The organism is Campylobacter concisus, from assembly GCF_002914005.1.
In the GTDB taxonomy this organism is placed as follows: domain Bacteria; phylum Campylobacterota; class Campylobacteria; order Campylobacterales; family Campylobacteraceae; genus Campylobacter_A; species Campylobacter_A concisus_N.
The window spans coordinates 1-12,413 of the sequence record NZ_POZU01000036.1 but is presented as its reverse complement, the minus strand read 5'-3'; the positions used below and the strand labels follow the sequence as shown (position 1 = coordinate 12,413).

12 protein-coding genes are annotated in these 12,413 nt (G+C 38.1%); 8 read left to right on the top strand and 4 right to left on the bottom strand.

Translation table 11 applies throughout. The features are described 5' to 3' along the window. Nucleotides 1-7: 7 nt before the first annotated feature. The 4 genes from CYP54_RS03690 to pckA all read left to right on the top strand — a co-directional run bounded on the left by CYP54_RS03690 (nt 8) and on the right by pckA (nt 5,512). Nucleotides 8-517, top strand: a complete 510-nt coding sequence (locus CYP54_RS03690; protein ID WP_021090735.1) for a TRAP transporter small permease subunit — start codon at nt 8-10, stop codon at nt 515-517. Then, nucleotides 517-1,905, top strand: coding sequence for a TRAP transporter large permease (locus CYP54_RS03685; RefSeq protein WP_072594708.1), 1,389 nt, complete (start codon nt 517-519; stop codon nt 1,903-1,905). The genes CYP54_RS03690 and CYP54_RS03685 overlap by 1 nt, the downstream gene beginning before the upstream one ends. A 122-nt stretch (nt 1,906-2,027) precedes the next feature. Continuing rightward, nucleotides 2,028-3,830, top strand: a complete 1,803-nt coding sequence (locus CYP54_RS03680) for a biotin/lipoyl-containing protein (protein WP_103604245.1) — start codon at nt 2,028-2,030, stop codon at nt 3,828-3,830. A 107-nt stretch (nt 3,831-3,937) separates the two neighbouring features. Beyond that, a complete protein-coding gene (gene pckA, locus CYP54_RS03675) occupies nt 3,938-5,512 on the top strand; it encodes a phosphoenolpyruvate carboxykinase (ATP) (RefSeq protein ID WP_181001517.1) in 1,575 nt (524 codons plus the stop codon). Between the two features lie 353 nt (nt 5,513-5,865). Here the strand turns inward: pckA and CYP54_RS03670 are convergent, their stop codons facing one another. From CYP54_RS03670 to CYP54_RS03660, 3 genes are read right to left on the bottom strand one after another with little or no spacing between them, the layout of a single operon-like run. Then, entirely contained in the window at nt 5,866-7,221 is a 1,356-nt protein-coding gene (locus tag CYP54_RS03670; RefSeq protein ID WP_103604243.1) for a cation:dicarboxylate symporter family transporter, read from the bottom strand. Nucleotides 7,222-7,232: 11 nt separating this feature from the next. Continuing rightward, nucleotides 7,233-7,727: a peptidylprolyl isomerase gene (locus CYP54_RS03665; protein ID WP_103576885.1), complete on the bottom strand. Its 495-nt coding sequence runs from the start codon at nt 7,725-7,727 to the stop codon at nt 7,233-7,235. Between the two features lie 11 nt (nt 7,728-7,738). Then, nucleotides 7,739-8,446 (bottom strand): YebC/PmpR family DNA-binding transcriptional regulator, encoded by a 708-nt coding sequence (locus CYP54_RS03660; protein WP_021090734.1) that lies wholly within the window; start codon nt 8,444-8,446, stop codon nt 7,739-7,741. A gap of 151 nt (nt 8,447-8,597) precedes the next feature. Here CYP54_RS03660 and CYP54_RS03655 point away from each other — a divergent pair, with 151 nt between their 5' ends. The 4 genes from CYP54_RS03655 to CYP54_RS03640 are packed head-to-tail and all read left to right on the top strand — an operon-like array spanning nt 8,598 to nt 12,074. Beyond that, entirely contained in the window at nt 8,598-9,152 is a 555-nt protein-coding gene (locus tag CYP54_RS03655) for a GNAT family N-acetyltransferase (RefSeq protein ID WP_103582452.1), read from the top strand. After that, on the top strand, nt 9,149-9,352 hold the full coding sequence (locus tag CYP54_RS03650) for a heavy-metal-associated domain-containing protein (RefSeq protein ID WP_103580431.1): 204 nt from the start codon (nt 9,149-9,151) through the stop codon (nt 9,350-9,352). The genes CYP54_RS03655 and CYP54_RS03650 overlap by 4 nt, the downstream gene beginning before the upstream one ends. A gap of 1 nt (nt 9,353) precedes the next feature. Next, entirely contained in the window at nt 9,354-11,531 is a 2,178-nt protein-coding gene (locus tag CYP54_RS03645) for a heavy metal translocating P-type ATPase (protein ID WP_103604242.1), read from the top strand. A 3-nt stretch (nt 11,532-11,534) separates the two neighbouring features. Further along, nucleotides 11,535-12,074 carry an oxidoreductase gene (locus tag CYP54_RS03640; RefSeq protein ID WP_103604241.1) on the top strand — a complete coding sequence of 180 codons (540 nt, stop codon included), beginning with the start codon at nt 11,535-11,537 and terminating at the stop codon, nt 12,072-12,074. Nucleotides 12,075-12,076: 2 nt separating this feature from the next. On the opposite strand, the gene CYP54_RS03635 is transcribed toward CYP54_RS03640, so the two are convergent. Then, nucleotides 12,077-12,413, bottom strand: a 337-nt coding sequence (locus CYP54_RS03635; protein ID WP_103604240.1) for a hypothetical protein, incomplete at its 5' end; no start/stop codon positions are given.

The window sequence follows — 12,413 nt, the reverse complement described above, 5'->3', positions numbered from 1 at the left end:
GTTGTTTATGCAAAAAGTTGAGAAATTTTTTGATAAGGTCGGCGATATAGTCGGCTATATTTGCATGTTTATTATGGCTTTGATGATAATAGACGTCTTTTTTAACGTTGTGGCAAGATATTTTTTCTCTTATGGAAACGTCGCATTCCAGGAGCTTGAGTGGCATTTTTTTGCTGTGATATTTTTGCTTGGCATGAGCTATGCATTAAAAGAAGATGCGCACGTTAGAGTTGATATCTTTTATGCTAAATTTTCACCAAAAAATAAAGCTCTTGTAAATATGATAGGAACTGTTATTTTTGTAATTCCATTTGCACTTTTAGTTTCAAATTTATCATTTGAATTTGTGAGTGATGCTTATACTTCAGCTGAAGCTAGTGCGGATCCAGGCGGTCTTACTCACAGATGGATCATAAAAGCACTTATTCCTTTTTCTTTTTATCTACTTGTATTTTTTGCGATTGGCTTTTTTATAAGAAATTTTAATCTTTACAAAAAAGCTAAAAAGGGGGAATAATGGCTGGTTTGATAATGTTTATAGCCGCACTTTTGATGCTAGGCATTGGTTTTCCAGTAGCCTTTACCTTTGGTGCGGTTTCGATGATATTTGGCATGATTGGTAGTATTGTTGAGAGCATTGGGGACGGAGATGGGCTGCTTGGAAGTATCGAAGTTTTCAAAGATATGTTTAACTTCATGCCTTATAGAATTTTCTCTATAATGGAGAGTAGAATTTTTATAGCAGTTCCACTTTTTGTCTTTATGGGCGTTGTGCTTCAAAAGTCAAAACTAGCTGAGAGGTTACTTGAGAGCATGGGCATGCTTTTTGGAGAAATTCGTGGAGGTATTGCTATTAGCACTATCTTGGTTGGAGCACTTCTTGCAGCTTCAACTGGTGTTGTTGGTGCAAGTGTCGTTGCAATGGGCGTTATAAGCTTGCCTGTTATGTTAAAGTATAAATACGACCAAGCGCTAGGTTGTGGCACTATATGTGCTGCTGGTACGCTTGGACAGATCATTCCACCTTCTATCGTGCTGATTATTTTGGGTGATATATTTTCAGTGCCAGTTGGTGAGCTTTTTCATCAAGCCATCATCCCAGGACTCACGCTAGTAGCAGTTTATATCATTTATATTTTGATTGTTGCTTATTTGAAACCAGATACAGCACCAGTAGTAAAAGATGAGAGCGGTGTTAGTAAATTTAAGCAGATTATTAGAGCACTAATCGCTATCTTTCCGCCGCTTTTACTAGTTATTTGCGTGTTGGGTTCTATATTTGCAGGTATCGCTACACCGACTGAAAGCTCAGCTTTTGGCTGCGTTGGAGCCATTATTTTAGCTATTTTTTATAGGACATTTTCATTTTCTATGATAAAAGAGGCATTGGCAGAAAGCGTAAAAACTACAGCTCTAGTCTTTGCCATACTTGTTGGTGCGACAGCCTTTTCTATGGTATTTAGTTATACTGGTGGCGATGAGATTGTTGAAAAATTTATGACAAATTTACCAGGCGAGAAGTGGGGCTTTATCATTTTTAGTATGGTTGTCATCTTTGTGCTTGGCTTTTTTATAGACTTTGTTGAAATTTCATACATTGTGCTTCCTATCTTGGTGCCAATAGCCGCAAAGCTTGGTATAAATCCAATTTATCTAGCAATCTTAGTTGCGATGAATTTGCAAACTTCGTTCCTAACACCACCATTTGGTTTTAGCTTATTTTTCCTAAGATCAGTCGCACCAGCTGAGATAAAAACGACTGCTATTTATAAAGGTGTTGTGCCTTATATTTTTATTCAGCTTGCTGTACTTGTATTTTTCTGCGTCTTTCTAATGGAATTAAAGCCAATGCTTGATGCGAGCCACGGCGGATTATTAAACTTCTTACTCTCGCTTTTTAAATGATATAAAAGTTTTTGGTTGTAAAATACCAAAAAACAAGCAAAATGGCTAATTTGAGTTTCTAACCAATTTAGCCATTTTCTATGAATTCTTTAAATAAATTTATAAAATTAATGAGGTGGGTGATGGCGAAGAAATTTATCGATGTTATGGATACGACCTTTAGAGATGGCTTTCAGTCAGTTTATGGCGCTAGAGTGCTTATGAATGACTTTTTGCCTGCGCTTGAAGCAGCCAAAGAGGCTGGCATAGAGCATTTTGAATTTGGCGGTGGGGCTAGATTTCAAAGCCTTTATTTTTACCTAAATGAAGATGCTTTTGCGATGATGGATAAATTTAGAAGCATCGTAGGACCAAAAGCAAATCTTCAAACCCTAAGCAGGGGCGTAAATACCGTCACACTTGATACTGGCAGCCGTGAGCTAATCGACCTTCACGCAAAACTTTTCAAAAAACATGGAACCACCACCATCAGAAATTTTGACGCACTAAATGACGTTGAAAATTTAAAATATTCAGGCGAGAGGATCGCTCATCACGGACTAAAACACGAAGTTGTAGTTACTATGATGGATTTGCCTAGTGGCTGTGTGGGAGCTCATGATGTTAAATTTTATGAGAAAATTTTAAGAGAAATTTTAGATGCAAATATCCCATATCACAGCGTTTGCTTTAAAGATGCAAGTGGCACAAGCAGCCCGCAAAAGGTTTATGAAACCATAAAAATGGCTAGAAAGCTACTCCCAGAAAAAACTCACATCAGACTTCATACACATGAAACTGCAGGTGTAAGTGTCGCTTGCTATCTTGCAGCGCTTGAAGCTGGCGTTGATGGCATAGATCTAGCTGCAAGCCCAGTAAGTGGCGGTACAAGTCAGCCAGATATCCTAACCATGCTTCACGCAGTAAAAGGCAAAAATTATGATCTTGGCGGACTTGATGTGGAGAAAATTTTAAAATACGAAAGCGTTTTGAATGATTGTTTAAAAGAGTATTTCTTGCCGCCTGAAGCTGTGCAAGTAAGCCCTCTAATACCATTTTCGCCGATGCCTGGTGGCGCACTCACTGCAAATACCCAGATGATGAGAGATAATAATATCTTAGATAAATTCCCAGAGGTCATCCTTGCGATGCGCGAGGTGGTGCAAAAGGGTGGATACGGTACTTCAGTGACCCCGGTTAGTCAGTTTTATTTCCAACAAGCGTTTAATAATGTAATGTTTGGCAAGTGGAAGAAGATTGCCGAGGGATACGGCAAAATGGTGCTTGGCTACTTTGGCAAAACCCCAGTTACGCCTGATAAAGAGATCATCAAGCTTGCTAGCGAGCAACTAGGCTTAAAACCAACTACAAAACACGCAGTTGATATAGCTGATAAAGATGAGAGCAAGTCGCTTGCTCATGTAAAAGAAATTCTAAAGCAAAACAATATAAAAACTACCGAAGAAAATATATTTATAGCAGCAGCTTGTAAAGAAAAAGGCATCGCATTTTTAAAAGGTGAAGCTAAAGTAAATGTAAGAAAAATCGATCCAAACGCTAAGGCAAATGAATGCAGACAAACTCAAAGTGGCAGATATAGTGTCGTCGTAAATGGTAGCCGCTACAATGTCGAAGTGAGCGAAGGCTTTAACGATAGTATCCAAGTAAAATCGATCACTGAAGTTGAAGGCAAGAGCGTAAAAAATACCAAAAGTGTAGCAGCAGGCGCAACAGCAAATGATATCGTTGCTAGCTTACCGGGTGCTGTGCATAAAATTTTAGTAAGTCCTGGCGATCAAGTCAAAAAAGGGCAAGCTGTAGTCGTGCTTGAAGCAATGAAGATGGAGATAGAGGTCAAAGCCCCAAAAGATGGTGTGATAGGCTCTATTGAGGTTAGCAAAGGTCAAAGCGTCGCGAACAATCAAGTAGTGGCTAAATTTAAATAAATTTGCCCATTTTAAAAAGAGAGTGTTAAGCGAAATTTGATTAATATTTTGATGACTTTTAGGTCAGAATTTATAAAGAAATGAAAATTTTAAAAGGAAACAACATGATAAATAAACTAGACGAGCTAGGTCTAAAAGAGATCAAAAAGATAAATTACAATCTAAGCTATGACGAGCTTTTTGAGCTTGAAAAGGCAAACAATGAGGGCAGAGTCTCAAGCAACGGCACATTTATGGTTGATACGGGAATTTTTACTGGAAGAAGCCCAAAAGATAAGTACTTTGTAAAACAAGATCCGAGTCAGAAGTATATCGCTTGGGGTAAGATAAATCAGCCTATCACAAAAGAGCTTTTTGACAAGCTTCTTAAAAAAGCAAAAGAGCAGCTAAGTGGCAAGGAAATTTTCATCCAAGACGCATTTTGTGGAGCTAGTAAAAAGAGCCAAAAATCAGTCCGTTTTGTCACCGAAGTAGCGTGGCAAGTGCACTTTGTAAAAAATATGTTCATCCGCCCAAGCGAGGCAGAGCTAGCTAAATTTGAGCCTGATTTTGTAGTATATAACGCTTGTAAGACAAAAAATGAGGACTACAAGGCTGATGGGCTACATTCAGAGGTTTTTGTCATCTTTAACGTTGAGGAAAATGTTGCAGTAATAGGTGGCACATGGTATGGTGGTGAGATGAAAAAAGGCATTTTTTCTATGATGAACTACTGGTTGCCACTTGAGGGCAAGCTGAGTATGCACTGCTCTGCAAACGTAGGCGAGAAGGGCGATACAGCGCTATTTTTTGGTCTATCTGGCACTGGTAAAACGACACTTTCAACCGATCCAAAACGCAAACTAATAGGCGATGACGAGCACGGCTGGGACGATGATGGCGTGTTTAACTTTGAGGGTGGCTGCTACGCAAAATGTATCAACCTTGATCCAAGTAGCGAGCCAGAAATTTACGCAGCTATCAGGCGTGACGCGCTACTTGAAAACGTAGTGGCTGACGAAAACGGAGTGGTTGATTATAAAGATGGCTCAAAGACTGAAAACACACGCGTGAGCTATCCGATCTATCACATCGACAACTACGAGCCAAGCTCAAGCGCTGGCCATCCAAAAAATATCATCTTTTTAAGTGCTGACGCTTTTGGTGTGCTTCCTCCAGTTGCAAAGCTGACAAAAGAGCAGGCGATGTATTATTTTCTAAGTGGCTACACGGCAAAAGTTGCTGGTACAGAGCGCGGTATTACTGAACCAGTCGCTACTTTTAGCGCTTGCTTTGGTGAGCCATTTATGCCACTTCATCCAACCGTCTATGCAAAACTGCTTGGTGAGAAGATCGATAAACACGGCGTTAATGTCTATCTTGTAAATACAGGCTGGAGTGGTGGTGCTTACGGCGTTGGTAAGCGTATGAGCATAAAAGCAACTCGTGCTTGCATAAATGCGATCCTTGATGGTAGCATCACAAAATGTGAGTTTGAAAATTTTGATAAATTTAACTTTGCCATTCCAAAAGAGCTCGATGGTGTCGAGACAAAACTGCTAAATCCTATAAACACATGGGCAAATTCAGCTCAGTATAACGCTTCACGCGATAAGCTCGCTAAAATGTTTGTTGAAAATTTCAAACGTTATGAAGATGTAAAAGAGGGCGTTGAGTACGCGAAAGCTGGTCCAACAGCTTAATTTGTATAGCCTTGCAAAGCTTCTTGCAAGGCTAGTCTTTTTAGTTGATATTTTTGATATGACTAAATTTAAAGTATCTCTCTTCTAAATTCCAATCTCAAGTGTTACATTTGTAAATTTATTCTAGTAAGTAACAAAATATTAGATATTGCCAAATACATTAGTTACTAATAAAATTTTCCTATTACAATTAGCCCCTAGTTTTTCTTTTTGTATTTGAACCAGTTATCAAATATTGTTTATTGTGTTGTTTTCTAAAAATTTTTATAGGTTTGAGAAGGAGATAGATTGTATAAATTTATGGTAAAAAGAAAAAATAAGGGCAAAGTTGCCCTTATAGTTATAAAGTTATATTATGAGTGGAAGTGAAATTCCTCTGGATGATCTAGTGCGTATCTAAATTTATCCATATCGACTTTTTTATCCCAGATAGAAACTATCATGCAACCAACAGCGTTACCGCAGAGATTACCAACTGCACGCATCTCTGACATAAATTTATCAACGCCAAGTAGCACGGCCACGGTTACGACTGGTATGCCAGTACTTGGAAGTGCGCTTAGTGTGCCAGCAAGTACAACAAAGCCTGATCCTGTCACGCCAACAGCGCCTTTACTTGTGATCATTAGTACGATTAGAATACTTATTAGATGCTCAAAACTTAGCGGGATGTTAAATGCTTGAGCTAGAAAAATAACACTTAGACTTAGATAGATGTTGGTGCAGTCAAGGTTAAATGAGTAGCCAGTCGGGATGATAAGTCCAACTGCGCCTCTATTTATACCAGCTGATTCTAGCTTTTGCATAAGTGGCGCAAGAGCTGTTTCGCTCGAGCTTGTCGCAAAGACTACCAATACCTCTTTTGAAATAAAACGCATAAATTTAAAGACATTGATTTTTGCAAAATAGCAAATAATGCCAAGCACGACAAAGATAAAAAAGCAGCTCGCAAGTGCCATAACAACCAAAAGCTCCATCATACCAAGAAGCGTTCCGATACCAAATTTGCCGATTAGATAAGCCATAGCCGAAAATGCAGCCACTGGGCTAAAGAGCATAAGCCAACTAAGAAGTTTTAAGACATAGTGCTGAATAAATTCAAGTGGCTTTAGGCAAGCTTGTTTTTTATCATGTGCTAGCAGCGAAAGTACGATGGCAACGATAATAGCCATGAAAAGTACTTGAAGTGTGTTTGATTTTATAAATGGATCAAGTATATGCACGTAAGGGAAAATATCATCTACTGGCACAGCACCTCTTAAAAGATGAAGTGTATGTGCTACAAATCCGCTATTTGCGTCCATATTTGCAGCTTGAGATGTAAATTTAGCTACGCTTGAGGCATCAAGCTGAGTATAGTCAAGATTCATACCATGTCCTGGACGAAGTGTCTCGCCAAAGATGATACCAACAGCAAGAGCAAGCGTGCTAACTATCTCAAAATAGATAAATGCCTTTAATCCAATAGATCCAAGATCTTTTAAACTTTCAAGCCCAACGATACCTGAAACGATCGTTAAAAAGATAATAGGACCGATTAAAATTTTAAGTGCTTTTATAAAATAATCAATGCCTGGCTTGCTTGCTATACCAAGCTCAGGTGCGACCATGCCAACGATAACGCCACCAACAATACCGATCACAACCCAAAAGGCAAGATTGGTAAATAATCTTACAGCAAGATTTCCTTGCTTTTTAGCATTATTCATAAATTTCCCCTTTATAGGCTTTCTCTGATCTTAGCAGAGATGATCTTATCGCCTTGTCTTATAGCGTCAAGCACCTTTAGGCTCTCTTCATCAACGCATTTTCCAAAGACTGTATGCACGCCATCAAGATGAGGTTGTTTGCTATGACAGATGAAAAACTGTGATCCGCCAGTATCACGCCCCGCGTGAGCCATGCTTAGGCTACCGCGCTCGTGTTTTACCTTTTGGTTGTCGCATTCGCATTTTATTCTCCAGCCAGGACCGCCTGTACCTGTACCATTTGGACAACCGCCTTGGATGACAAAATTTGGTATAACTCTGTGAAAATTTAGACCATTATAAAAGCCTGATTTTATCAAATGGATAAAATTTGCGACAGCTTGTGGAGCTTCTTCGGCAAAAAGTTCAAGTCTGATCTCGCCTTTGTCTGTCTCTAAAACTACAAATTTATCTTTTTTAAGTTCATCTAAATTTATATCATAAACTTTTAATTCATCAAAACGCATGTATTTCCTTTTTATTCGATATTTGTATAAACTGCTTGAACGTCATCATCGTCTTCTAGCTTATCAAGAAGCCTCTCGACCTCAAGCATTTGCTCTTCGCTTAGATTCACGGTTTGATTTGGTAAGTATTGAAGTGAAGCTTTTTTAACTACTAAATTTAGTTTTTCGATACCTTCATGAAGTGTGCCAAAATTTGCATAATCGCCATAAACAAATAGCGTCTCATCGTCAGCCTCGATATCGCTTAGACCATAATCTATTAGTTCAAGCTCGATCTCTTCGATATCTGCACTTGGTTTTTCAAGCTCAAAAACGCTCTTTCTTGTAAACATAAAGCTAAGGCTGCCACTTGGCAAAATTTCTCCGCCATTTTTGCTAAATATTGCTTTTACATTTGCAACTGTTCTTGTTGGGTTATCAGTAGCGCACTCGACGATGATCTGCACGCCGTGAGCTGCTTTGCCGTCATAAAAGATAGTCTTGATATCAGCGCTATCTTTGCCATTTGCTCTTTTTATAGCTGCGTCGATGTTATCTTTTGGCATATTTTCAGCTTTTGCCGCTGCGATAGCTGCACGAAGTTTAGGGTTCATATCTGGATCACAACCACCATCTTTTGCGGCTACTGTTATAGCTTTTGCAAGTTTTGGAAATACCTTGCTCATCTTATCCCATCTAGCTTCTTTTGCCGCTCTTCGGTACTCAAATGCTCGTCCCATAAATATCCTTAAATAAATTTTTTACGGATTATAACTAAAAAAATTTTATACTTTTTTAAAACATTTTTAGTTTGCCTGTTAAAGTGCATAATTTGCAAATTTGAAAATAATATTTGGTAAAAATTTAAGCTAAAGGCATATAATCATACTCATGATAAAAAATGCTCAAAAACAAGATGCAAAAATCTGCATAAAACTACTAAATTTAGCGATGGAGGATATCGCCTACAAGCTAAGTGGCTACGATGATCCTATTAAAAGTGATGAAATTTTAGAAATTTTTTTTAAAAGTGAGACAAATAGACTAAGCTATAAAAATGTCTTTGTTTATAAGCATAACGAGGAAATTATCGCTGCTATGTGTGTATATTTTGGTGGCGACGCGGAACAACTTGATATAGAAATTTTGCAGCATTTAAAGGCGCTTGGCAAAGACGCCCAGGTAGAAAAAGAGTGTTTTGATGATGAGTTTTATATAGATAGTATCGCTGTTGATGAAAATTTTAGAGGCCAAGGGCTTGCAAAAGAGCTCATAAGGTATTCATTTGTCAAGGCAAAAGAACTAGGGCATAAAAAGGTTTCATTAATAGTAGATACAAATAAGCCAAAAGTTCGTAAATTTTACGAGAGTTTGGGCTTTAAATTTAATGTCAAGAAAATTGTAAATTTACATGAATACGACCATATGATAAAGGAGATAATATGAAAACATTTGAAGCAAACAATATCCACTGCCAAAACTGCGCAAACACTATAAAAAACGCACTTGAAGATGACTTTGGCAAGATAGAAGTTGATCTTAGCAAAGAGCCAAGACAAGTTAGTCTTGATATAAAAGATGGCGATGTTGAGAAATTTAAGTCTGAAATGGCTGATCTTGGATTTGACGTTATAAAGGAGCTTTGATATGCCTTTAAAAGTCAAGCTAAATATAGCGGGAATGAGCTGCGTAAATTGCTCAAACGCTATCGAGAAAGTTTCTAAAAAGATAGATGGGGTGCTTGAAGCAAATGTAAATTTTGCAAATGCAAGCGGCGAATTTATCCTAAAAGACGCTAGCGTGCGTGAAGTTTTAGAGCAAAAGATAAAAAAGCTTGGCTACTTTGTGGCGACAAATATTGATGAATTTGAAGCCAAAAGAGACGAGCATATAACTGCGATCAGAAATAAATTTATATTTGCATTTCTAGCGAGCATGGTCATCATGGCGCTTGAGATGTTTGTAAGGCCTAGCGTGGTTGTAAATTTAGCCATTTTAGCGCTTGGCTTTTTGGTGCTAGCTTTTAGTGGCAAAGACTTCTTTGCTCACGCCATAGAGGCTGTTAAAAACAAAAACTACGATATGAACGTGCTTGTAGCTCTTGGAAGCGGCAGTGCATTTTTATACTCGCTTTTTGTTGTGATCTTTTCAGATTTCATCCCAGATGATCTAAAAAATGTCTATGTCTCGGGCGCAGCGATGATAATAGCCTTTGTTTTGCTAGGTAAGTATCTTGAAGAGCGCTCAAAGGCAAAGGCAGGCGACTACCTAAAGACGCTACTTAAAATTTCGCCAAAGACCGCCTTTTTGGTCATGCCAGATGGACATAGTAAAGAGGTAAATGTAAATGAGCTAAAAGTAGGCGACATCGTCATCGTAAAAAATGGCTACAACATCCCAAGTGATGGCGTGATAGTTCAAGGTGGCGCTGAGATAGATGCTTCTATGCTTACAGGAGAGAGCTTGCCAGTTTATAAAGAGGTGGGAGATGGCGTATTTGCCGGCACTCTAAACACAAATGGCTACATAAGCGTCAAGGTGACAAAGAGCTCTTACGAGAGCTTGCTATCTCAAATTTTAAACCTACTAAGCGACGCTAGCTCTAAAAAGATGCCTATCGGACGGCTGGCTGACAAGATAGCAAACATCTTTGTGCCAAGTGTGGTGGCGATCTCAGTTCTTACATTTTTTATATGGATAATTTTTAGTGGAAATTTCGCCTATGCGATCTCTAGCGCGATCTGCGTGCTTATCATCTCATGCCCATGCGCACTAGGACTTGCCACGCCAATAGCAATCGTAAGCTCGCTTGCACGTGGTGCAAAAGCTGGAATTTTAGTAAAAAATCCAGAAGTTTTAGAGCTAATAAAAGATGCTAAATTCGTAGCATTTGACAAAACAGGCACACTTAGTAAAGGGCAAATCAGCGTCAAAAGCTCAAATTTAAGCGAGCAAGATTTAGCTCTTATCGCTTCTGCTGAAAATTTAAGTGAGCATCTCATCTCAAAAGCTATCGTTAGATATGCAAAGCAAAAATGTATAGATTTACAAAAGCTAAATGGAAAATTTCAAAATGTTGTCGGGCAAGGCATCATCTATGAGGATGAGAATAATCAGATAATAATCGGAAACGAAAAGCTGCTTTTGGCAAATGAAGTAAGTTTAAATCCGGATGAAAGTAACGCTATAAAAGAGGCCACAAACGATGGAAGTGGCGTCATACTTTGTGCTATAAATAAAAAATTTGTTGGTTTTTTAACGCTTAGTGATGAGCTAAAAGACGAAGCAAGCGATGTTATAAACGAGCTTAGTAGTCTAAATTTACAAAGTGTGATCCTTTCAGGCGATGATGAGAAGGTGGTTGCAAGTATTGCCAAGAAGCTAAATGTGAGTAAATATCACGCAAATATGTTGCCTGAAGATAAATTTAATGAGATAAAAGAGCTTGCAAGTCACGGTGGCGTTATCTTTGTTGGAGATGGCGTAAATGATTCACCATCGCTTAAAGAGGCAAGTGTTGGTATCGCTATGAACTCAGGCTCAGATATAGCAAAAGGTGCTGGAGATATCGTGCTTGTTAAAAATGATTTGCGTGGCGTGACCGGGCTAGTTAGACTGGCAAATGCTACTATGGCAAACATAAAAGAAAATTTATTTTGGGCGTTTATGTATAACGCGATTTGTATCCCAGTGGCTGCAGGCGTGCTCTACCCTGTCTTTGGGCTACTTTTAAGCCCAGTTTATGGCTCAATGGCGATGTGTCTTAGCTCTGTTACTGTCGTTTTAAACGCACTTAGACTTAGATATCTACGACTTAAGGATTAAAATTTGAAACTTGGAGAACTTTATAGCGTTGTAGCGGCTGCGCTTGCTGCAAATTTTAGTGGCATTTTGGATGTTTCATCTTTTATGCGTATCAAAAAGACAAATGCGTGGATAACGCAGACTAATAGCGAAGCAAATAAAAAAGGCAATGAGCTTTATACCAAATTTATCAAAGATGAAAGTAGTGCTGCTTTATGTGACGATTTTGTCATTTTAAAGTCAAAATTTGAGGCAAGTTACTATTTTTCGTCTGCAAAAGATGATCTAGCTCAATTTTATAAGGCTATAAATTTTCAGCCAAAGATGGGCGAGGTTGATAGCATCTCAAATCAGCTAATTTTAATAGCAAATATTTTAAAAGGCGAAGCATCTAAGGAGTCTATGAAGCTTCTTGCAGCTTTTAATGTCTCATTTTTCTTGCCTTATGCTAAACAGCTTTCAAAAGATATACAAAAAGACGCAACTAGTAATTTTTATAAATCAATGGGATATTTTTTAGAGGATTTTTGCTTGGTTTTAGAAACTATTATTGGTAAGGCTTAGTCTTAAGCCTGTGCCATTTCTATCATTTGAGTTTTAATACTTAAAATATTATTTTGAATGGCTGACTGCTCTAAATTTAAGTAATGAAGCATTTGCATAGAGTTACGATCTTTTAGGCTTTGGATGCTTGAAATTTGATGTGAAATATCTAGCTTTTGATCTTGTAATTTTTCTAAGTCTTTTTGTAACTGTATAGCGCTCGCTTTATTAATAATTATAGGGGAAATTTTAGCATCTTCTCTTTGTTCTACATGTACTTCATTGCTTCTAACAATATCTTTCTTGTCATAGCCAGAAGATACTAACATGCTTGTTTTTGAGCTATTTGAAGAGATAGAT

Excerpts from the sequence above, each read along its gene's own strand:
- CYP54_RS03645 (WP_103604242.1), top strand. The coding sequence starts at position 9,354 with ATGCCTTTAAAAGTCAAGCTAAATATAGCGGGAATGAGCTGCGTAAAT.
- CYP54_RS03665 (WP_103576885.1), bottom strand. The coding sequence starts at position 7,727 with ATGCGTTTTGATGAATTAAAAGTTTATGATATAAATTTAGATGAACTT.
- CYP54_RS03685 (WP_072594708.1), top strand. The coding sequence starts at position 517 with ATGGCTGGTTTGATAATGTTTATAGCCGCACTTTTGATGCTAGGCATT.
- CYP54_RS03650 (WP_103580431.1), top strand. The coding sequence starts at position 9,149 with ATGAAAACATTTGAAGCAAACAATATCCACTGCCAAAACTGCGCAAAC.
- CYP54_RS03670 (WP_103604243.1), bottom strand. The coding sequence starts at position 7,221 with ATGAATAATGCTAAAAAGCAAGGAAATCTTGCTGTAAGATTATTTACC.
- CYP54_RS03655 (WP_103582452.1), top strand. The coding sequence starts at position 8,598 with ATGATAAAAAATGCTCAAAAACAAGATGCAAAAATCTGCATAAAACTA.
- CYP54_RS03690 (WP_021090735.1), top strand. The coding sequence starts at position 8 with ATGCAAAAAGTTGAGAAATTTTTTGATAAGGTCGGCGATATAGTCGGC.
- CYP54_RS03680 (WP_103604245.1), top strand. The coding sequence starts at position 2,028 with ATGGCGAAGAAATTTATCGATGTTATGGATACGACCTTTAGAGATGGC.
- CYP54_RS03660 (WP_021090734.1), bottom strand. The coding sequence starts at position 8,446 with ATGGGACGAGCATTTGAGTACCGAAGAGCGGCAAAAGAAGCTAGATGG.